At 52.8% G+C, this 20319-nt stretch carries 20 protein-coding genes; 8 read left to right on the forward strand and 12 right to left on the reverse strand.

Annotated features, from left to right (window positions below):
• The first annotated feature begins 183 nt into the window (after positions 1 to 183).
• The gene (locus tag M5M_RS03175; RefSeq protein WP_015046024.1) at positions 184 to 1779 is read left to right on the forward strand and encodes an isocitrate lyase; all 1596 of its coding nucleotides are present in this window, start codon (positions 184 to 186) and stop codon (positions 1777 to 1779) included.
• A gap of 180 nt (positions 1780 to 1959) precedes the next feature.
• On the opposite strand, the gene rraA is transcribed toward M5M_RS03175, so the two are convergent.
• The 4 genes from rraA to M5M_RS03190 form a co-directional block, all read right to left on the reverse strand.
• On the reverse strand, positions 1960 to 2451 hold the full coding sequence (rraA, locus tag M5M_RS03180) for a ribonuclease E activity regulator RraA (protein ID WP_015046025.1): 492 nt from the start codon (positions 2449 to 2451) through the stop codon (positions 1960 to 1962).
• Between the two features lie 81 nt (positions 2452 to 2532).
• Complete coding sequence (locus M5M_RS03185; RefSeq protein WP_015046026.1) at positions 2533 to 2844, reverse strand: Rieske (2Fe-2S) protein; 312 nt, start codon at positions 2842 to 2844, stop codon at positions 2533 to 2535.
• A gap of 1 nt (position 2845) precedes the next feature.
• Positions 2846 to 3190, reverse strand: a complete 345-nt coding sequence (locus M5M_RS19290; RefSeq protein WP_016389197.1) for a hypothetical protein — start codon at positions 3188 to 3190, stop codon at positions 2846 to 2848.
• Positions 3168 to 3773: an alpha/beta fold family hydrolase gene (locus tag M5M_RS03190; RefSeq protein ID WP_016389198.1), complete on the reverse strand. Its 606-nt coding sequence runs from the start codon at positions 3771 to 3773 to the stop codon at positions 3168 to 3170. Before M5M_RS03190 ends, M5M_RS19290 begins: the two co-directional genes overlap by 23 nt.
• Before the next feature lie 284 nt (positions 3774 to 4057).
• On the opposite strand from M5M_RS03190, the gene pabB reads away from it, so the two are divergent.
• From pabB to M5M_RS03210, 3 genes are all read left to right on the forward strand, one after another.
• Complete coding sequence (pabB, locus tag M5M_RS03200; RefSeq protein ID WP_015046029.1) at positions 4058 to 5428, forward strand: aminodeoxychorismate synthase component I; 1371 nt, start codon at positions 4058 to 4060, stop codon at positions 5426 to 5428.
• A gap of 330 nt (positions 5429 to 5758) precedes the next feature.
• A complete protein-coding gene (locus M5M_RS03205; protein ID WP_015046030.1) occupies positions 5759 to 6484 on the forward strand; it encodes a phosphoadenylyl-sulfate reductase in 726 nt (241 codons plus the stop codon).
• Positions 6485 to 6499: 15 nt separating this feature from the next.
• On the forward strand, positions 6500 to 6835 hold the full coding sequence (locus M5M_RS03210) for a hypothetical protein (protein ID WP_015046031.1): 336 nt from the start codon (positions 6500 to 6502) through the stop codon (positions 6833 to 6835).
• Positions 6836 to 6873: 38 nt separating this feature from the next.
• On the opposite strand, the gene cysB is transcribed toward M5M_RS03210, so the two are convergent.
• From cysB to M5M_RS03230, 4 genes are all read right to left on the reverse strand, one after another.
• Complete coding sequence (cysB, locus tag M5M_RS03215; protein WP_015046032.1) at positions 6874 to 7848, reverse strand: HTH-type transcriptional regulator CysB; 975 nt, start codon at positions 7846 to 7848, stop codon at positions 6874 to 6876.
• A gap of 124 nt (positions 7849 to 7972) precedes the next feature.
• Positions 7973 to 8485, reverse strand: coding sequence for a universal stress protein (locus tag M5M_RS03220; protein WP_144062374.1), 513 nt, complete (start codon positions 8483 to 8485; stop codon positions 7973 to 7975).
• Between the two features lie 66 nt (positions 8486 to 8551).
• Positions 8552 to 9454 (reverse strand): 5'-nucleotidase, encoded by a 903-nt coding sequence (locus M5M_RS03225; RefSeq protein WP_015046034.1) that lies wholly within the window; start codon positions 9452 to 9454, stop codon positions 8552 to 8554.
• Positions 9451 to 10452, reverse strand: a complete 1002-nt coding sequence (locus tag M5M_RS03230) for a quinone oxidoreductase family protein (RefSeq protein ID WP_244431055.1) — start codon at positions 10450 to 10452, stop codon at positions 9451 to 9453. Before M5M_RS03230 ends, M5M_RS03225 begins: the two co-directional genes overlap by 4 nt.
• Before the next feature lie 64 nt (positions 10453 to 10516).
• Here M5M_RS03230 and M5M_RS03235 point away from each other — a divergent pair, with 64 nt between their 5' ends.
• Positions 10517 to 10744 carry a hypothetical protein gene (locus tag M5M_RS03235; RefSeq protein ID WP_015046036.1) on the forward strand — a complete coding sequence of 76 codons (228 nt, stop codon included), beginning with the start codon at positions 10517 to 10519 and terminating at the stop codon, positions 10742 to 10744.
• Here M5M_RS03235 and M5M_RS03240 read toward each other — a convergent pair.
• Positions 10723 to 11439 (reverse strand): TetR/AcrR family transcriptional regulator, encoded by a 717-nt coding sequence (locus M5M_RS03240; RefSeq protein WP_015046037.1) that lies wholly within the window; start codon positions 11437 to 11439, stop codon positions 10723 to 10725. The two genes, M5M_RS03235 and M5M_RS03240, sit on opposite strands and share 22 nt — an antisense overlap.
• 134 nt (positions 11440 to 11573) lie before the next feature.
• Positions 11574 to 12872, reverse strand: coding sequence for an NAD(P)/FAD-dependent oxidoreductase (locus M5M_RS03245; protein WP_016389199.1), 1299 nt, complete (start codon positions 12870 to 12872; stop codon positions 11574 to 11576).
• Positions 12873 to 13054: 182 nt separating this feature from the next.
• Between M5M_RS03245 and M5M_RS03250 the strand changes: the two genes are divergently transcribed.
• From M5M_RS03250 to M5M_RS03260, 3 genes are read left to right on the forward strand one after another with little or no spacing between them, the layout of a single operon-like run.
• Positions 13055 to 14392, forward strand: coding sequence for a glutamine synthetase family protein (locus tag M5M_RS03250; RefSeq protein WP_015046039.1), 1338 nt, complete (start codon positions 13055 to 13057; stop codon positions 14390 to 14392).
• Positions 14393 to 14413: 21 nt separating this feature from the next.
• Complete coding sequence (locus M5M_RS03255; protein ID WP_015046040.1) at positions 14414 to 16408, forward strand: amidohydrolase; 1995 nt, start codon at positions 14414 to 14416, stop codon at positions 16406 to 16408.
• 14 nt (positions 16409 to 16422) lie between these two features.
• The gene (locus M5M_RS03260; protein ID WP_015046041.1) at positions 16423 to 17271 is read left to right on the forward strand and encodes a hypothetical protein; all 849 of its coding nucleotides are present in this window, start codon (positions 16423 to 16425) and stop codon (positions 17269 to 17271) included.
• Here M5M_RS03260 and mazG read toward each other — a convergent pair.
• Complete coding sequence (mazG, locus tag M5M_RS03265) at positions 17258 to 18058, reverse strand: nucleoside triphosphate pyrophosphohydrolase (protein ID WP_015046042.1); 801 nt, start codon at positions 18056 to 18058, stop codon at positions 17258 to 17260. The genes M5M_RS03260 and mazG overlap by 14 nt on opposite strands.
• The gene (gene relA, locus M5M_RS03270) at positions 18055 to 20301 is read right to left on the reverse strand and encodes a GTP diphosphokinase (RefSeq protein ID WP_015046043.1); all 2247 of its coding nucleotides are present in this window, start codon (positions 20299 to 20301) and stop codon (positions 18055 to 18057) included. The genes mazG and relA overlap by 4 nt, the downstream gene beginning before the upstream one ends.
• Positions 20302 to 20319 lie beyond the last annotated feature (18 nt).

A 20319-nucleotide genomic window follows, 5' to 3' on the forward strand; every position in this document is an offset into this window, starting at 1 on the left:
CGCATAAGCCTGAACGGTCACACACATTCATAACTGTGATGCCGGGGATAACAACTATAAATTAGGCAAATCATGGCACAGGTCCTATCCTGATCTCAAGCAATAGATGCTTGATGGGCGAAAATTTAGTCAATACTGAAGAGGCGCTCAGATTCATTAACCCGGACGGGAAGGATTTACACCATGTCTCAATACACCAACGACATTGCCGCAATTGCCAAGCTGCGCGACACCCAGGGCAGCAAGTGGGAAGCAATCAATCCAGAATACGCCGCACGTATGCGCGCCCAGAACCGCTTTAAAACCGGTCTGGATATCGCCAAGTACACGGCCAAAATCATGCGTGAAGACATGGCAGCCTACGATGCCAATACCGCTGAGTACACCCAATCGCTGGGTTGCTGGCACGGTTTCATCGGCCAGCAAAAGCTGATCGCGATCAAAAAACACCTGGGTAATACCAAGCGCCGCTACCTGTACCTGTCCGGTTGGATGGTTGCCGCACTGCGCAGCGAATTCGGCCCTCTACCCGACCAGTCAATGCACGAAAAGACTTCGGTAGCGGCACTGATTGAAGAGCTCTACACCTTCCTGCGTCAGGCCGATGCACGCGAACTGGGCGGTCTGTTCCGCCAGCTGGACGAAGCCCGCGCCCAGGATGATCAGGCCAAGGCCAAAGAAATACAGAGCAAGATTGACAACTTCGAAACCCACGTTGTGCCGATCATTGCCGATATCGATGCAGGCTTTGGTAACGAAGAAGCCACTTACCTGCTGGCCAAGAAAATGATCGAAGCTGGTGCTTGCTGCATTCAGATCGAAAACCAGGTGTCTGACGAGAAGCAATGTGGGCATCAGGACGGCAAGGTGACCGTACCGCACGCCGACTTCCTGGCCAAAATCCGCGCTGTGCGTTACGCCTTCCTTGAGTTGGGCGTAGAAGACGGCGTGATCGTTGCCCGCACCGACTCCCTGGGCGCCGGCCTGACCAAGCAAATCGCCGTCACCAAAGAGCCGGGCGATCTGGGCGACCTGTACAACAGCTTCCTGGATGCAGAAGAAGTTGATGCAGCCGACATGAAAAATGGCGATGTCATCATCAACCGCAATGGTAAGTTGCTGCGACCCAAGCGCCTGGCCTCCGGCCTGTTCCAATTCCGCAAGGGCACCGGCGAAGACCGTGTGGTTCTGGATTGCATCACTTCTCTGCAAAACGGCGCCGACCTGTTGTGGATCGAGACCGAAAAGCCACACGTTGGCCAGATTGCAGCCATGGTAAACCGCATCAAAGAAGTGGTACCCGACGCCAAGCTGGTGTACAACAACTCGCCGTCGTTCAACTGGACGCTGAACTTCCGCCAGCAAGTATTCGATGCGTGGAAAGAGGCTGGCAAGGACGTGTCTGCTTACGATCGCGCCAACCTGATGAGCGAAGAATACGACAACACCGAGCTTTCCAAAGAAGCCGATGCCCGTATCCAGACGTTCCAGAAAGATGGTTCACGTGAAGCCGGCATTTTCCACCACCTGATCACACTGCCCACCTACCACACCGCGGCCCTGTCTACTGACAACCTGGCCAAAGGTTACTTCGGTGAGCAGGGTATGCTGGCCTACGTTGAAGGCGTACAGCGCAAAGAAATCCGCCAGGGCATTGCCTGTGTTAAACACCAGAACATGGCAGGCTCTGATATGGGCGACGATCACAAAGAGTACTTCTCTGGCGACGCAGCCCTGAAGGCCTCAGGTAAAGACAACACCATGAACCAGTTTGGTTAAGTGCCAACTTAGATAGCCAAAGGTGTAAATTTCAGGGCTGCTCATGCAGCCCTTTTTTTGCACAAAAATCAGCGTCAAAAAAACCAGCGCGACCAACGAGGACGGGGGCGCACTGGCGATGCCTATAGATAAAGAGGATGTCCGATAGCACAGCCACTGGCCGGCCTGAACAACAAGCAACTATAACTCGACGGCGTGCTCGAGAATCAGAATGCCGCTTTGATCGGCGTAGAGGTATTGACCCGATTTAAATTCCACCCCGGCGAAAGCGATAGTTACGTTGGTTTCACCACGGTCAAGTTTTTCGGTTTTTACCGGGCAGGCATGCAGAGCCCGAACCCCCAAGGGTAACGTTTTCAGGATTTCAACATCGCGCACGCAGCCATTAATAACAAAGCCGGCCCAACCGTTTTTCAACGCATTGGCGGCAATCTGATCACCTAACAAGGCACGACGCAGCGAACCTGCACCATCCACCACCATCACCCGACCAGCACCAGGCTCTGAGGCCAACGCTTTAACCCTGGAGTTATCTTCAAAGCAGCGCACGGTAATCACTTCGCCGCAGAATGCGGTGTGACCACCGAAACACTGAAAAATGGGATGCAACACGCGTATCGCGTCGGGGAATTGATCGGCAATATCGGGGGTGGACCATTGGCGCGGGTTCATTCATGGCTCCTGCAATAGAGTTGAAACGCGGTATTATGCCAACCGGTCGGGCGCGCACATCATTCAGGGCACGGATAGCGGCTATAGCTCAACACCCACGCCACTGCCCTGGTAAACCAGGGGCAAGGTTTCTAACTGCTTCAGGCAATGGGCCATCGGTCCCTCTGCCATGCCGGAGGATAAACTGAACGCAATGCCGTGTACCGGGCAACGTATATGGCCGTTAGCCACCTGTCCGCGATCCATTCGCGCATCCATATGAGGACACCGGTTTATTAACAAACGGGGCACGCCGTCATCCTGCACCAGCAGTAACGGATGTCCATTCAGATCGAAAGCGCGGATATAACCATCGTGCATCCGATGTAATTTTTCCAGCTCCCGATAGGCCAACTCAGTTTTCCTCTGGTTTGAAAAAGCGTTCGAGTTTGTGGGTGATCACCGGCAAAACCAGTGATAACGTGTCCGGCAGACTGAGCCACGCGCGCGCCGTTGCACATTGCTCATTGGCGTCGACCACAAAGTCAGTAGCGACACCACTTAGCCCCTGCCACCGAAGCAACCGGGACGCGAAATGGGCGGGAGCAATTATGTGCATTGCCTCTTTGCCGGTATTGAGGTACGCGCACAAGCCTTTCACTGGCCGATTACGCCAACGGCTCAACAAATCAAAACGCTTGCGCCACACGTTTATCCAATCCCGACGTTCATACTCATCACCGCCAGATTCCTGGCGCATCCGCTTGCGCATGGCCGGCATCAACCAACCGCTGCCCGAGGCTGATGGCGTCCTTATCACAGGGTCCGCCCAATGAGATAAAGCCAGAAACAAGATTTTCGGACAACAGACCGTGGTACAAACCATAGAGAACAGACAAAGCACCGACATCAATACTGATCCATGCGGGTGCCCTCCCGGATTGCTCACGCACAAACAAAGCGAGCGCGGGAATATCAAAGTGGGCGATATCATGGGGCTCATCGATGCGTGGATTTGTTCGCAGCGGCGAACTGCCATGCTCGCGCAACTCCGGCAGCCAGACATCGTAGCCCCGGTTAAGCAACTCTATCGCCAGGCCTTTACCGGAGTCGATCCATTGCTGACGATTGCGATAGAGCCCGTGCAATAACACCACCGGCGCACCGCAGGCCTGCTGGTCGGGCCGGGTCAGTCGCGTCACCGCAAACTGAGTCTGCGGGTCCAGACTGTTGCCAGGCCTGAGGAGATATACATCTTCCGCATAGTCGCCCTTAAGCTCCGCTTCGGTCAGCAACGCTGAAAATAAGCCACTACTGCTTTTTACGCCTAATTGCGCCGGCATTACTACCTATTCCTTTCTTAAAAACGCCTATCGCTCTCGAACGATTCCGGCAAACTCTTGCTCTGCGCTTTACGCGCGACAAACCTTAATGCAATCAGGATGTCGGGCTCGCGCGTCGGCTGTGCAGGCATTAAACCCAAAAACACTAAGGCACTGCTGACTCGGCCTGTAGGGGCAATGGACACGAACCAAAGCCCATTCCGTGCGTGCTGACTTACGCGCTGGTGGTAGGCCTGCGCGAAGAGTAGAATGCGCATCCCAGCACCGGAGACACATTCTCGCCAATGCCATTGGAAATACACCACATTCCCTATCAATCAGACCCTGGCGTCTGGTTATCGGCACTGGCTGATGAACCCTACCCGCTGATGCTGGACAGCAATGACCCCAATCTGGGCCGCTATCATATCATCACCGCCAATCCCAGCCAGTGGCTGACGCTCAATGGCACCCAACTGAGCTGCAATGGCGCCAGTGTTGGCCATTTTACCCAATCCGACGCCAGCCCGGATATATGCTGGCAGGCCATTGATGCATTACGCCAATCCCTTGACCCAGCCAAATCTGAGCTGCCTTTTCCAGGTGGGCTGGCGGGATTTTTGGGCTACGACTTCGGCGTTTGGGAACACCTGGGCACCCCACCCGCCCGCGATTCAATTGCCCCAGCACTGTGGGTTGGCAGATATGATTGGGCGTTGATTGCCGATAAAAAACAACGTAAATCACACCTGCTATTCGACTCCGACCTGAGCGCGACATTCAGAAACAGGATCAGGGACTTATTCACTGAACTGTCCGTTCACCAACGCTCGCCGGTCACTGCCAGCCTCAACCTGTCTCCCGACACCGCCTGGCCTGAGTACCAGCAAGCCATCGAGCAGATCAAAACTTACATAGCTCAGGGCGACAGTTATCAGATTAATTTCACACAGCGGTTCAGCGGTATCTGCCCGACTTTGTCACGGGGCATTGCACTGTATCGGGATCTGAGATCCAAACAGACCGGGCCCTTTTCCGCCTTCCTTGGCCTCAATGATGACAATCAGATTCTCAGCTTTTCGCCTGAACGGTTAGTATCCTGCGATCAGGAAGGCCTGGTACTCGCCCAACCCATTAAAGGCACTATCCGACGCGGCGAACGACCACAAGACGATCAACAGTTGGCGCAAGCACTTTCAGCCAGCGAAAAGGATATCGCTGAAAACCTGATGATCGTAGACCTTTTGCGCAACGATCTATCAAAAGTGTGCCAACCGCACAGCGTCAGCGTGCCGAAGCTGTTTGAATTACAGAGTTTTTCTACCGTCCATCATCTGGTGTCGTCCATCAAAGGAAGGCTTTGTCCTGACAAACAGCCCCTGGACCTGTTGCGGGCCTGCTTTCCGGGCGGCTCCATAACCGGAGCGCCAAAAAAGCGGGCCATGCAGATTATCCAGGAACTCGAGCAAAACAACCGATCGGTCTATTGCGGCTCAATGTTCTATTTGGGCAGGAACAACTGTTTTGATGCCAGCATCACCATTCGGACCTTGATCCGGCACAAAGACAACCTGTATTGCTGGGGGGGCGGCGGTATCACCATCGGCTCCGAAGCTGAGGCTGAATATCAGGAAAGTCTGGATAAAATCGCTCGCCTGACAAATCACCGCGCTTAGCATGTCCCCATGTTTCCCGTGGAACATATAACCCTGAGAGAGCGCCAAAACCGTATTGATACTGATTAAATCTAAGACGTTTCGGTCAATTACAGCGCTTTTCAGTCCAATAAAACACCACATAGGGTATACATCGTTCAACAAAGCACTAGATGTGGTGTAAATTTAACCATTGTTCCACGGCCGCTGCCGTATGGTTATTTATAGTTATATGGCTATAAACAATCATTGTTTATAACCGAACATTCGATTTGCTAGAATCGCGCGTCTAAAAGTCACAGCCAGCAAGGGAGCTCAGCGCCCCATTGCCACTATAAGGAAACGCCCGCCATGACGGATGCCCTGCCCTTGGTCGATCTGAATGCCAGTCTCGAAAAGCAGACACCTTTCGAGATTTTGGAATACGCCATAGATCACTACGCTGATCTGGCCATTTCCTTCAGCGGTGCCGAAGACATCGTGTTAGTGCATATGGCCAAACAGATTGACCCGCAGATACAGGTTTTCAGCCTGGATACCGGTCGACTGCATCCCGAAACTTATCAATACATTGAGCTGGTGCGCAAAACCTACAAGCTTAACCTTGAGATCCTTTTCCCCGATGCGGGACAAGTCCAATCGCTTGTGAATAAAAAGGGATTGTTCAGTTTCTACGAAGACAATCATCAGGAATGCTGCGGCATACGGAAAATTCTACCGTTACAACGCAAGCTGCAGACTCTGGAGGCCTGGGTTACCGGCCAAAGAAAGGATCAAAGTCCTGGCACCCGAGCAAATATTCCGGTTATTCAGGACGACAAGCATTTTGCCGGTGCGGGCAGAGAACTGACCAAATTTAACCCTTTGGCCAATTGGAGTTCGCGCGCGGTATGGGACTATATCCGGGCAAACAACCTACCGTACAATCCATTACACGACCGCGGCTTTGTTTCGATTGGTTGCGAACCCTGTACCCGCGCCGTCGGCCCCAATCAGCATGAGCGAGAAGGCCGCTGGTGGTGGGAAGAAGCCACTAAAAAAGAGTGTGGCCTGCACGCCAGTAACATAGACAAATAAACGAGGTATCTGCGTTTGAAAATTACACTGGTTAAAAAAATACTCGCCGATGGCAGTCCCTGTAAAAAATGTGCAGATGTATTGGAAAAACTGGAGCAATCGGGGCATATGGCCCGAATCGATGAAGTCCTGATTGCCGATGAGAGAGATCCTCAATCGCCAGGTATGGCGTTGGCCACTGAATTAGACGTCAATCGCGCGCCGTTTTTTGTGGTTGAGACGCCGGGCGAAGATACGCAGGTCTACACCGTGTATCTCAAGTTTTTGCGCGATGTGCTCGAGCAGAAAACAACGGACACGGACGTGGCTACCGAGCTGCTCAAAAACAGCCCGGATCTGGACTTCCTATAAAAAAAGGGCCTTACGGCCCTTTTTTTAACGCGCTGCAATCAGTAAGTTGGCAGTTCCATGCCATCGAACAGATCATCCAATTCTGCTTTCGAATGCTTTTGGTAAGCCTCTTCCACCACTTCACGGGTTAAATGAGGCGCAAATTGCTGAATAAAGTCGTACATAAAGCCGCGTAAAAACGTACCGCGCCGGAAACCAATCTTGGTGGTGCTGCTCGAAAATAAGTGACTGGCATCAAGTGCCACCAGGTCTTTATCTGTTTCTTCGTTATAAGCCATTTTGGCGATAATGCCGATCCCAAGTCCAAGCCGCACATAGGTTTTTATCACATCGGCGTCGGCCGCGGTAAACACTACTTTGGGTGCTAAACCTTTCTCGATAAATGCCTCATCAAGCTTCGACCGGCCGGTAAAGCCAAACACATAGGTCACAATGGGGTGCTTGGCGACAGCCTCCAGCGTCAATTGGCTGGATTGTGCCAAAGGATGATTGCGCGGCACCACCACACACCGGTTCCAGCGATAACAAGGCATCATCACCAGATCGGAAAACAACTCCAACGCTTCAGTGGCTATGGCAAAGTCTACCGTGCCGTCTGCAGCCATTTCGGAAATCTGCATGGGTGTGCCCTGATGCATGTGCAGGGACACCTCCGGGTAGGCTTTTATAAACGACTCGATGACTTTGGGCAGCGCGTAACGCGCTTGCGTGTGCGTCGTCGCAATGGACAGACTGCCTTTTTTCTCGTTAGAAAACTCCTGGGCAACCTGCTTGATGCTCTCGACTTTACGCAGTATTTCACCGGCCGTTTTCAGAATGGCCTCACCTGCCGGCGTAATCCTGGTCAGGTGCTTTCCGCTGCGTGAAAACACCTCTACCCCCAACTCATCTTCGAGCAACCTGATTTGCTTGCTGATACCAGGCTGGGAGGTATAGAGGCTCTGCGCTGTGGCTGATACGTTCAGGTCGTGGTGAGCCACTTCCCAGATATAGCGCAGCTGTTGCAATTTCATACAAGCCCTCCAGATGGCTTCCGAAACCGACGTTATAAGAAACTCAAAAAATATTCTAATGGAGAATAGATAGGTTTACTGATATTTGCCAGTCAAGGCCCCCTATTTTGTCGATGGTCGGGCCTTACCACAACTTCATCTGCGGGTTTTCACTCACCCCCGGGTCTTCATGATTGACAAAGGGAACCGTGAACACCGGCTGACGCGCCATTTGTAACACCCGGGCGGTACAGGAGCCCAACAAACTGAAACCATGGCGTGGCCCGGCGCTTGAACCCATGACAATAAGGTCTGCGGAAATCGAATTGGCGCGGCGGACAATCACATCAGCCGGATGGCCCTGCTCTATTACCACATTACACACGGCCCCCAAATCATCCAGGCCGGACATATACTCATCGGCCAGGCGCTCGACCACCGAGTCCTTGATGGATGCCAGAATCTGGTCGGTCGCCTGTCCGGTGGAGGGATTCAGGTCATAGCTTTTGAATAGCGCCATCCCGAAGGGGTTTATGGGCTCAACTGCATGGACTATTTCGACACTTGCACCACACTGGCGCGCCAGATAAACAGCGTGATAAACGATATAGGAGGTGTTGGGCCCCAAATCAGTACCGCAAACTATACGCTCGATCATGCCGACATCGCCGCGCAACCACAGACTCCTAGAGCATAGCAGCCGTGCGCAGAAGCGTGTGCTGAATCAGCCTTCGTTGGCAACCCCATGGGGCACATGCCCGGTGGGCACGTGGCGGCTCGCTTCGCTGCAATGGACTTCCTGGTCGTCAAAAAATACGTCTGCACCATAGGCCTTGAGGAAAGCCGCTTTGGTAAGCCCGCCCAAAAATAGGGATTCGTCAATCCGTATATCCCAAGCCCGCAAGGTCCGGATAACACGTTCGTGTGCCGGTGCAGATCGGGCGGTGACCAACGCCGTGCGAATGGGCGACTGGTCGCGTGGAAACTCGGATTGAATGCTGTGCAATGCGGCCAAAAACGCTTTGAAAGGACCACCCGTCAATGGCTGGCGGGCCGACTGCTGTTCGTTTTTACTGAACGCAGCCAGGCCCTGGGATTTGTAAATCCGCTCCGACTCGTCTGAAAAAAGTACTGCATCGCCGTCAAAGGCGAACCGGAGCTGATCACCGTATTCCCGTTTGTGTCCGCCGGCCAAGAGCGTAGCAGCGGCAACGCCCTCGCTGAGTGCACGTCGGACATCCTGTGGATCGGTACTGAGAAATAACTGGCACCCAAAGGCATTGATGTAACGATAGGGGTCCTGCCCGCCGCAAAATGCCGCGCGCGTAATCGGGAGTTGGTAATGCTGGATGGAGTTGAATACCCGGAGCCCCGTGTCCGCACTGTTACGGGACAGCAAGATAACTTCAACCTGATGGTGCTCCATGTGGTCGTTCAGGCGCAAAAGCTTTTCAACCAGAGGATATGCCTCACCTTTCTCTAGTACCTGCTCTTCATGATCTATCTGGTATTGGGCGTAGGCATCCAGGCCTTGCTCCATGAACACACGGTGGCTGTCGTCCAGATTGAACAGAGCCCGGCTGGAAATGGCGATCACCAATTGTTTTTTATCGGCGGTTTTACTCACTTTTCCTCCACCGTCAGAATGACTGAGCCCGTAGTCTGTCCGGATTCCAAAAGCCGGTGCGCTTCATCTGCCTGGGCAAGCGGCAGCCTGTGTGAAATCGCCGGCCTGACCTTCCCGGATTGCAGCACGTCGAACAATGCGGACCCCAGGGCTTTAAACTCCGCGGGGTCGCGCACATAGTCCGCCAGCGTGGGGCGGGTCAGAAACAACGAACCGTACTTCGCCAACAGCAGCGGGCTGAATCCCTCAACGGCCCCGGAGGCATTACCATAGCTGACCATCAATCCCCTGGGCATCAGACACCGCAGGGAATCTTCAAACGTGTCTTTGCCTACCCCGTCGTAAACCACACTCACCCCCTGCCCGTTTGTACAGGTTCTTACCCAGTCGACCCAAGGTGAAGTACGGTAGTTAATCACACGTTCACAACCCAGCTGCTGAACCACCGCCATTTTTTCGTCCCGCCCGACAGTGGCGATAACCCTGAGATTCAGCGTCAGAGCCCATTGGCAGAGTATCTGCCCGACACCACCAGCGGCGGCATGGATAAGAACCGTGTCTCCCGCCTGATTCTGGCTTGTTTTCAACAACAAATACGCAGCCGTCAGGCCTTTAAGCAGGCTGGCAGCGGCAAGTTCCTCGCTGATCGAATCCGGCAATGGAAGCAGGTTTGTAGCCGGCACAATATTGGACTCGGCATAGGCGCCAATGGGGCCGCTGCAATACGCCACGCGTTGCCCCACAGAAAACTCTGTTACACCTTCGCCGACTGCATCGATCACCCCGGCCGCTTCCAGACCCAGCCCGGATGGCAATGCCAACGGGTAGAGCCCGGTGCGATGATAGGTATCGATAAAATTAACGCCAACAGCCCGGTGCTGCACGCGCACCTGACCTGGCCCAGGCGCGACTAAGGGTACGGATGTCAAAACCAGTTGATCGGCCCCGCCGTGTGCATTTATCTGGATTTTACGTTGTTGCATAGGTTCCTTTGCCATTTGCTGATCGGGGATTGGGGAAAGCTGCTAGTCTGAAAATTCCTGGCGTTACCGGAGCAACCACATGTCCAACTCTTACAGCACCACACAGGCGCTGGCCGACCTTGCCGCCCTGCTTTCGAATCGTTGGGTTGCGATTCCCCTGATTGTGTTACTGAGTGCGAAAGTAGCCACTATAGCCCCGATAACCCTTGTTTACCTGGTGCCATTATTGCTGCTAACAGTGCTTTTCAGCATCAGAACCACTGCGCTTCTGGCGTTGCGTGAATATCAATCCGACAAACGCGATTGAGCGGGCAATAAACCGTCCGGCCCTTCGATATCGTTTTGCCCGGCCAACACCACATCGTCCCGGAAATGGGGCCTCAATAGCTGCAGCACCATTTGTTTCACATCTGCCAATGTACGCTCAGAACGGCGACCCACCTGGTTTACCACCACCAATAACAAGGCGTGGGTAGATTCCAGATAAACCCGACCCAGCCGGTTGAGTTCATTATCGCTGGATACAAACCCCAGTCGGCGGAACATGGCCATCATCCGATCGATTATCATCTGGTCATGCCGCTCATCCAACTCGCGCAATTCGGGCACCGCCCACATCGCCTGGGCGAGCGGCAGTATGGCACGCTCGTCCCGATAGACGATCACCATGCGGTCTATTGCCTGATCGACGAAGCGGTCAAGGTCCAGTTGTTCAAGGGGAAATTGCTCAATGTCACCAAGCGCCTGAGACATGGTCTCCAACCATCGATCGCCCAGGGCATACAGGATGGATTGCTTGTTAGGGAAGTAGTGGTAGAGAGAGCCCACCGAGATGCCAAGCTCTTTGGCAATCAGGATCGTGGTCAGCTCATCAAAACCTGCCTCGCCCAACAAGCGCGCGGTGACATCCAGAATCTGGCGCGTGCGCTGCTTGGCGCGCGCCTGTATGGGCTGGCGACGGGGATTTACGGAGTTAACACGTTTTTCGGGTTTGCTGGTCAATGCTGGCTCCTAACCAAGTGCATATAGCGCACAAACTGATCCACAAACCCGATTATAACCTAAAGGAATCTGAGCGAAGGGTTAAACGATATGTTCATTTTCCCGACACTCTGCGACCGGCACAAGCGAAGGCCTCATAGTTTGTCGAGTAAACTGTAAAACAACATACCTGCCACAAGCCCCGGCCACCTGAGCAAGGTGCCACCCGGGAAACCCGGTTTGGGCAATGAAGCCATGATGTCAAAGCGCTCAGCCGTACCCGAGACTGCTTCGGCCATCAACTTGCCAGCCATCGTCGCCGTGGGTACACCGTGGCCGGAAAAACCCTGTGCGTAGTAGACATTCGGGCCCAGCTTGCCAAAACAGGGCAACCGATTGAGCGTAATGGCCAGCGTGCCACCCCAGGCATAATCAATGCCAGTGCCGGCCAGCTCCGGGTAGACCCGCAACATGTATTTGCGGACAAAACCTTTCATATCAGTGGGAAAACGACTGGTATAGTTTTCTCCGCCACCAAAAATCAGGCGGTTATCGCCGGATAACTTCCAGTAATTAATGACAAACAGCGAGTCCTGCAACGCATAGTCATGGGTAATCAACTTGCGTGCTTGCGCTGGCGACAGCGGCTCGGTAGCCAAAACAAAATTATTGATGGGCATGATTTTCTTCGCCAGACCCGGCTCAAGGCCGGCCAGGTAACCATTGGTGGCAAAGATCAGGTGGTCGGCGCTCACCTGCCCCTTTTCGGTGCGTACTACAACCTTCTGGCCCTGGCTGTAGTCCAGCACGGGCGAATCCTGATAGAAAACCGCACCGGCTTTTTCAGCGGCATTCGCCATGCCCAACAAATAGTTCAACGGGTGCAGATGGCGTGAACCCAGATCGAGGTAGCCTGCATGGTATTGGTCCGAACCGACCTCCTGATCCACCGCAGCCTTATCCAGATAGCGGGCCTGATCATAACCGTAGACCTTTTGAAGGTGCTCTACCCCTGCGCGGAATCCGTCCGCTTCGCGGGCTTTTGACGCGAGATGCAGAATGCCGTGCTTGAGATCGCATTCGATGCCGTGACGCTCGATAATCGACTCAACCGTTTCAACTGCTTCCAAGCCCAGATTCCACAGCGCTTTTGCTGTATCCATCCCCAGCATCTGCTCAAGGTCTTCCTGCTCCTTGCGCTGACCGGTCCCCACATGGCCACCATTGCGACCCGAGGCGCCCCAACCCAGTTTATTGGCCTCCAACAGAACGACCTTGTAACCCTTTTCTGCCAGGTGCAGTGCGCTTGAAACACCTGTATAGCCACCTCCGATGATGCACACATCGGCGCGTACCTCACCCTCCAGTACCTTGACAGGGGGCGCAGTGATGGCCGTAGCAGCATAATAAGAGTCAGTGTGCGGTTGTTTGGTTTGTGGCCAGATCTGCTTCACAGGCACCTCTTGCCCCATTCGGGGTTATTGAGATTAATGACACTCAGCATTAGACTGAATAATAATTCGGTTTTATGTTAGGCATAGCCGGCGTCACAGGCAAGCCCCAATTGGGGCAGTTGCCAAACGGTGACCGGTCGCTCTAGTCTGAATACACAATCCAACATCGCAACAGGTGGCACATGGTTGATTCCATAGATAAATGGTTAAAGGAAAACGGCATTACCGAGGTAGAGTGTCTGGTCCCCGATATGACCGGTAACGCACGCGGTAAATTTATCCCTGCACACAAGTTCATCAAAGAGGATAGCCGACTGCCTGAGAGCATCCTGGTGCAAACGGTGACCGGTGAGTACGTGGATGAGCACTGGGACCTGGTTCAACCTCTGGATTCGGACATGCTACTGGAGCCCGACCCGTCCTCTGTCCGCATCGTGCCTTGGGCGGAAGAGCCCACCGCGCAGATAATCCATGACTGCTACCTGCGTAACGGCGATCCTCACCCTATGGCCACCCGCAACGTGCTCAAAAAGGTCCTCGCACTCTACGAGAAAGAAGGATGGACCCCGGTAGTGGCTCCTGAGGTCGAGTTCTACCTGGTCAGCCAGAATACGGACCCGGACTATGAACTGAGCCCGCCACCGGGCCGCTCAGGTCGTCGGGAATTTGTCCGTCAGTCTTATTCCATTGATGGTTGCAACGAGTACGAACCCATCATCAACGACATGTACCGTTACTGCGAAGCACAAGGCCTGGATGTGGATACCCTGATTCATGAATCGGGTGCGGCTCAATTGGAAATCAACTTCCTGCATGGCAATGCCCTTGATCTCGCCGATCAGGTATTCACGTTCAAACGCACCATGCGCGAGACCGCATTCCGACACGGCATCTATGCCACGTTTATGGCTAAACCCATGACCAATGAGCCCGGGTCCGCCATGCACATTCACCAAAGCGTAGTGGATAAAAACGGCAACAATATATTTGTTAATGCAGACGCTAGCGAAAGCGACTTGTTCCGTTACTACATTGGCGGACTGCAGCGCTATATACCTAATACCATTTCGTTTTTCGCACCCAATGTGAATTCCTACCGGCGTTTCGCCAAGGACATTGCTGCACCGGTCAACCTGGAATGGGGCTATGACAACCGCACCGCCGGCATCCGGGTACCGGACAGTTCACCCGCGGGCAAACGTGTCGAAAATCGCTTTCCGGGTGTCGATGTAAACCCCTACCTCGCGTTTGCCGCATCGCTTGCCTGCGGCTATCTCGGCATGAAAAAGAAGATAAAACCCACACCGCCTTGCGAGGGACATGCCTCGGAAGACGGTGAAATCGAATTGCCGCGAAATCTGTTGCAGGCCCTGAATCTGCTGACCGAATGCCCGGATCTTGACGACGTTTTTGGTGCTGACTTTATCCGGGCCTATGCAGCCGTCAAAATGGAAGAATTTGAAGCCTTCAACCGGGTGATAACCTCCTGGGAACGGGAATACCTGCTTCTGAACGTATAATTAACGCAGCGGAGGCCGGTAATGGCACGCGGAATGTTTTTGGCGGTAATCCTTACCGCCCTGGTGGCTTGCAATTCAAACAATCCACCAGCGGCGGATTGGATAATCATTAACGCGGAAGTCTACACCGCTGACCCGCAACAATCCTGGCGCCAGGCGCTGGCAATCAGAGGTGACAAACTGCTGGTTGTCGGCACCAACGAAGAGGCTCTGGCTTTTAAGGGCGGCCAAACCCAGGTGATTGACGCCAAAGGTAATGCAGTACTCCCCGGCTTGCATGACATTCATATACATCCCTTTGGTCTGATCGCCAGTTCCGCCTGCGACTTGCAAAGCAAAGCCCTCAGCCTGGAATCGCTTGCACAGACCGTTAAAGATTGCATAGCCGATGCCGACCTTGCCCCCAACGAATGGTTGACCGTGGAGCAATGGAACTTCACCAAAGGCAACACACCGAATGATCAATTCAGCACGATCCGCGCTGCACTGGACGCCGCCAGCCCACTGAATCCGGTGTTTTTACGGGGCAATGATGGACATCACGGCGCCGCCAATAGTCTCGCACTGGCCAGCGCCAAAAACGCAACCGGTAACACCGTTGGCATCACTGTCGAGACGATCGAGACAGACTTTGCTGAAATGAGCGCCTACATCGGCACCGACCACAATGGCGAACCAGACGGCAACCTTTCTGAAGCCGCCCGCTATCTTCTTGACCTACCAGGTAATTTGTTGACAGGCGATGGTTCGCCCGAGCAACTGCTGCACAATATGCCGGCCATCGCACACATTCTGGCAAAAAGCGGGATCACCAGCATTCAGGATGCCGCCGCCGATATAGCCTTATTCCCGGTCTACGAGCAATATGCGCAATCCGGCCAACAAACATTCAGACTCACTGGAGCACTGTTTGCCGACTTTTCCGCTTACACAAATGCAACCGGCATTGAGCGCTGGCCCGGGCAACGCGTCGATCTGGACCGACTGATTAATGACTTTCAGACAATCAAAAAGCGTCAGAACAACACCGAATTACTCAAGGCCAGCGGAGCAAAATTATTTGTCGACGGCGTACTCGAAGGTAATCCGCTCTCCATCCCCCCCGGACTGCCCAATGCAGCAGTTTTTGCCGACTACAAACAACCCCGTTTCGCGCTTCAAGACGATACACTGACTTTACTGGGCTATGTCGACCCCAACAGCGAATCGTGCAAGAGCAGGGAAAAGCATACGCAACAGGCATTTATTGAACAATTTGGTTATCACCCGGCACAATGCACACAAAGCCGGGGCGTATTAGAGCATAACGAAAACTTCATTCGCGAATACATTTTCCGCATGGAACAGGCCGGCTTCGCCGTGCATGCTCACGCCATTGGCGATCGTGCTGTGGATCTCGCGGTTGATGCACTGGCTGACTCCCGCGAAAAACTTAATCATACGCGCCCACAGACCATTACTCACATCCAGCAAATGCATCCGACCACACTGGAACGTCTCGCGCAAAACCCCTTGTATCTGACCTTTACGTTTGCATGGGCCGTCCCGGACTATAACTACGACGTGACCGTCACACCATTCATTGATGAGCTACAAAGCCTGGACAAGCTTTACGAACCGACCAACTACGCAATGGTAAATCACTACCCAGTGGCCAGCGCCAAATCGCGCGGCGCCGTTATCACAGCGGGAAGCGACGCTCCTGTCGATACTCGCGACCCCCGGCCTTTTATTAATCTGGCCGGCGCAATCACCCGGGAATCGGAGGGCCATGTGTATAACGCCACCGAGCAACTCAATCTGGAAGATGCGCTGGACGCTTTTACCATCAATGGCGCAAAAGCGCTGGAGCAGGACAGCCTTACCGGTTCGCTGGAAGCGGGAAAAAAGGCAGACCTGATCATTCTTGATCGACCTATTAAAACCGCCGGGCATGAAAAAATACGCGACCATATCGCCAACACTGAAGTTCAAACCACTTTCTTCGATGGCACCCGGATCTATGAAAAACAATAACGATAAATTTTACTATGACAGCAATCAGCCAACATAACAGCCTCCCCTATCTCGCTTATCAGGCGTTCAAATACGTCATTTATAGTTTGTTAGTGGTCAATCTGTTTCTGTTTCTGCAGGAAAACTATGCTGCGGCAGCACACACTTTTGCCAACGGCATACCGCCAGGGCAAATTATTGAAGCCTACTCAGACAGTATTGATACCGCCAGCTGGGTATTGCTTTTACTGTTATTTGAGCTGGAAACCTATGTAATTTCCGACAAATACCTGACACGACGACTGACCATCGGCCTTTTTGCGGTAAGAAGCCTGGCCTATCTATTTATACTTTATTCACTATACGGCTACTTTTCGCGCTATCTCTCTGTGTTGTCGGTTGAGCCGTTTACGGGCGACGCCTGCGCACTGGTAGGCAGCGACTTTACCCGCATCATAACGCTCAATGAATACGTACCGATTACGCTGGAGGACTGTGCTGCCTTACAGGGACCGGACTTAGTTAAACTGACTGGAACACAGATAATCGGCACAATTGACGAGTATCAGGTAATCAATAACCTGGCGCTCGTTGATGTGATAAATGCCAGCACTTGGGTGCTTATCGTCGCAATTCTGGAGGTCGATGTATTTGTACAGTCCAGACATACCATTGACCATCCGTTCATCCGGATCAGCAACTCAATCAAGCTGGTGCTATACAGCACTCTATTGGCATGTGCCATTTACTGGTGGATCGATGGCGATTTTCTGGATTTCTGGGACGCATTTTTGTGGCTGATTGCCTTCGTGTTTATCGAAATGAACATTTTCGAATGGCAAAAAGAAATAGCACAGAACAAAAAAGAAGTTAGCGCTGCTTAATATTTATCCAGGCAGCCTCCATTTGCTCAAGGCTGGCATCTTCAAGCGCCAGCCCTTCCTGGGCCAGCTTTGCTGCCATCTTCTCAAAGCGATGGGCAAATTTTTTATTTGTCCTACGGACCAGGCTTTCTGCATCATACCCGGCAATACGCGCCACATTTACGACTGCAAATAATAAATCACCCAACTCATCCGCCAATGCATGGCGATCACCCGCAGCCACTTCCACCTCGACTTCCGCCAACTCTTCGCGCACTTTATCCATAGCAGACTCAACGGTAGAAAAGTCAAACCCCACAGTACTCGCACGCTTCTGCAGCTTTTGGGCTCGCTGAATAGCCGGAAGCGCCATTGGCACATCGTCCAGAACAGATGCGTAACCCTTCTTCTCACGCTCCATCGCCTTCAGACTTTCCCACTGACCCGACACATCAGTGTCAAACCCTCCCTCCTCCGTACGTACTGATTGCAAATTACCAGAGGGGAAAACATGCGGGTGACGCGCAATCAACTTGCGGGTTAGCTCGTCGACCACTGCATCGAAATCGAAATGATCTGCCTCTTTCCCTAGTTGGGCATAGAACACAACCTGAAACAGAAGGTCTCCCAACTCCTCTTTCAGATGCGCCATGTCGTTACGCTCGATCGCATCTGCCACCTCGTAAGCTTCTTCGAGGGTGCTTGGTACTATTGAAGCGAAATCCTGTTTGAGATCCCAGGGACAACCGGTTTCCGGATCGCGCAACCGCGCCATCAGATACAGCAAATCCTTCAGTGAATAGGTCATGCCCGCTTCCTCCGCGCGGAAGCGATATTGGGCAACTGATTGAGCCGGGTAAGGGCACGACTCAAAGCATTGAAGTTTTGCACTTCGATGGTGACCTGCATATCCACAGTATTAAGATTTTTATTGGACAGTGTCTGCATAGCGATAACATTGATCTTTTCCGCATCAAGCAGTGCTGTCACATCACGTAACAAGCCATGTCGATCAAACGCCTCCACCAATATCTCGACACTGTACACCTTGTGAGGCGCTTCACCCCAGGAAACCTGGATAATTCGCTCCGGCTCGTCGTTTTCCAACTGCAGAATATTGCTGCAGTCCTGACGGTGAATGGAAACACCCTTCCCTAACGTTATATAACCGGTAATTGCATCACCAGGTACCGGCGAGCAGCACTTCGCCAAATGCGTGAGCAGATTACCCACACCTTCTATATATACATCGGCCTCTCCGGAAATGGACGAGGGCTTTGCCAGGGTAATTTTTTCATCTGCAGGTGACTGATCATCCTGCAGTCGCTGCGCCACATTGAGCACCTGAGCAACACTGATATCACTGGCTCCGACGGCGATGTATAAATCTTCGAGCGATCGGCAATTCAGGCGCTTCGAAAGCTCAGCAAAATCAATTTCAACAACACCTAATCGTTTAAATTCTTTATCGAGCAATGCGCGACCGTCGGCAAGGTTAGTATCACGCGCCTGCTGCTTAAACCAATGTTGGATTTTTGATCTTGCCCGTGAGGTGTTGACATAACCCAGCGCCGGACTTAACCAGTCACGGCTGGGGGACTCCCGCTTGCCGGTCAGAATTTCTACCTGGTCGGAAGTGTTGAGCAGGTGGTTCAAGGGCACAATTCTGCCATTCACTTTGGCACCACAACAGCGATGGCCTACATCCGTATGGATCCGATAGGCAAAATCCAGCGGGGTGGCATTGCTAGGCAAATCGATCACATGCCCTTCAGGTGTAAATACATAGATGCGATCTTGATTGATACCGTGAATGAGATCATCAGCCAAGGGATTTTCGCCTTTGGCGCCTAGCTCCTCATGCCACTCGAGTACCTGGCGCAACCAGGCAATTTTTTGGTCATAGCCATTCTGGCTTTCTTCTTTGTCCGTACCTTTGTATCGCCAATGGGCACAAACACCGAACTCAGCATCCTGATGCATACCGTGCGTGCGGATCTGGACTTCAAGGACTTTTTGCTCCGGACCAATGACTGCCGTGTGCAATGAGCGATAACCGTTTTCTTTTGGTGAGGCAATATAATCGTCGAATTCATTGGGAATATTACGCCACAAGCTGTGCACGATACCCAATACTGCATAACAATCGCGTACGGAAGGCACCAAAATCCGGACCGCACGAATATCGTAGACCTGCGAAAAGCCGATATTCTTGCGGCGCATTTTGCGCCAGATGCTGTAAATATGCTTGGCACGCCCAGTTATTTCACCCTCGATGTGCGCCGACTTCAATTCACCTCTGAGCACTTCCAGCACATTGTCTATATATTGCTGACGCCCCATGCGCTTTTCATCCAACAAACGCGCAATGGTCATGTAATCGTCAGGCTCAAGATAGCGAAACGAAAGATCCTCCAACTCCCATTTAATATGGCCAATACCTAACCGATGGGCCAAAGGCGCATAAACATTGGCAATTTCTTTCGCTACGCGCTGCCGACGCTCCTCTGTTGCAGTCTTAAGCGCGCGTATCGCACAGGTCCTTTCGGCAAGCTTTATAAGCGCGACCCGCACATCGTCAACCATAGCCACAAGCATCTTGCGGACATTTTCAGCCTGCTCTTCTGACTCACGCCCTAATGCGATGGACTCATCCAGCTGGGTTGCACTGATGGCGGCCATTCGCAAAACGCCCTCAATCAATTTGCTGATGGTATTGCCAAATGCTTTTGCTACCCGGTCAAGACTGAGCTTGCCCTCTCTGACGGCCCGGTACAGGATGGCTGCGATTAATGATTCATTATCGAGATTCAGGTCCGCAAGAATTTCTGCCATTTCCAGGCCAGTGCGAAAACTGCTTATTCCGGTAACCCAGATGTTTTCTGCCGCTATCGCTTCCTGCTCGGCTTGATTTGCCATCTGGCAGGCTTGCTTGAGACGCGCATGGGCTTCAGTACTGATTTCCACTTGCTTGGACAGACGCGTCAACCACGCATCAATATCGATGTGCCCTTCTGCGGTTGTCGGTTGATCTTCCCGTACCTTTACCATACCAATCCTGAATTCCGA

Origin of the sequence: Simiduia agarivorans SA1 = DSM 21679 (assembly GCF_000305785.2) — a bacterium.
In the GTDB taxonomy this organism is placed as follows: domain Bacteria; phylum Pseudomonadota; class Gammaproteobacteria; order Pseudomonadales; family Cellvibrionaceae; genus Simiduia; species Simiduia agarivorans.

Bases quoted from the DNA above. Each gene is read 5' to 3' on its own strand.
- M5M_RS03175 (WP_015046024.1), top strand. From the start codon at position 184: ATGTCTCAATACACCAACGACATTGCCGCAATTGCCAAGCTGCGCGAC.
- rraA (WP_015046025.1), bottom strand. From the start codon at position 2,451: ATGAACCCGCGCCAATGGTCCACCCCCGATATTGCCGATCAATTCCCC.
- M5M_RS19290 (WP_016389197.1), bottom strand. From the start codon at position 3,190: ATGCGCCAGGAATCTGGCGGTGATGAGTATGAACGTCGGGATTGGATA.
- M5M_RS03190 (WP_016389198.1), bottom strand. From the start codon at position 3,773: ATGCCGGCGCAATTAGGCGTAAAAAGCAGTAGTGGCTTATTTTCAGCG.
- pabB (WP_015046029.1), top strand. From the start codon at position 4,058: ATGCCATTGGAAATACACCACATTCCCTATCAATCAGACCCTGGCGTC.
- M5M_RS03205 (WP_015046030.1), top strand. From the start codon at position 5,759: ATGACGGATGCCCTGCCCTTGGTCGATCTGAATGCCAGTCTCGAAAAG.
- cysB (WP_015046032.1), bottom strand. From the start codon at position 7,848: ATGAAATTGCAACAGCTGCGCTATATCTGGGAAGTGGCTCACCACGAC.
- M5M_RS03220 (WP_144062374.1), bottom strand. From the start codon at position 8,485: ATGATCGAGCGTATAGTTTGCGGTACTGATTTGGGGCCCAACACCTCC.
- M5M_RS03230 (WP_244431055.1), bottom strand. From the start codon at position 10,452: ATGGCAAAGGAACCTATGCAACAACGTAAAATCCAGATAAATGCACAC.
- M5M_RS03235 (WP_015046036.1), top strand. From the start codon at position 10,517: ATGTCCAACTCTTACAGCACCACACAGGCGCTGGCCGACCTTGCCGCC.
- M5M_RS03250 (WP_015046039.1), top strand. From the start codon at position 13,055: ATGGTTGATTCCATAGATAAATGGTTAAAGGAAAACGGCATTACCGAG.
- M5M_RS03255 (WP_015046040.1), top strand. From the start codon at position 14,414: ATGGCACGCGGAATGTTTTTGGCGGTAATCCTTACCGCCCTGGTGGCT.
- M5M_RS03260 (WP_015046041.1), top strand. From the start codon at position 16,423: ATGACAGCAATCAGCCAACATAACAGCCTCCCCTATCTCGCTTATCAG.
- mazG (WP_015046042.1), bottom strand. From the start codon at position 18,058: ATGACCTATTCACTGAAGGATTTGCTGTATCTGATGGCGCGGTTGCGC.
- relA (WP_015046043.1), bottom strand. From the start codon at position 20,301: ATGGTAAAGGTACGGGAAGATCAACCGACAACCGCAGAAGGGCACATC.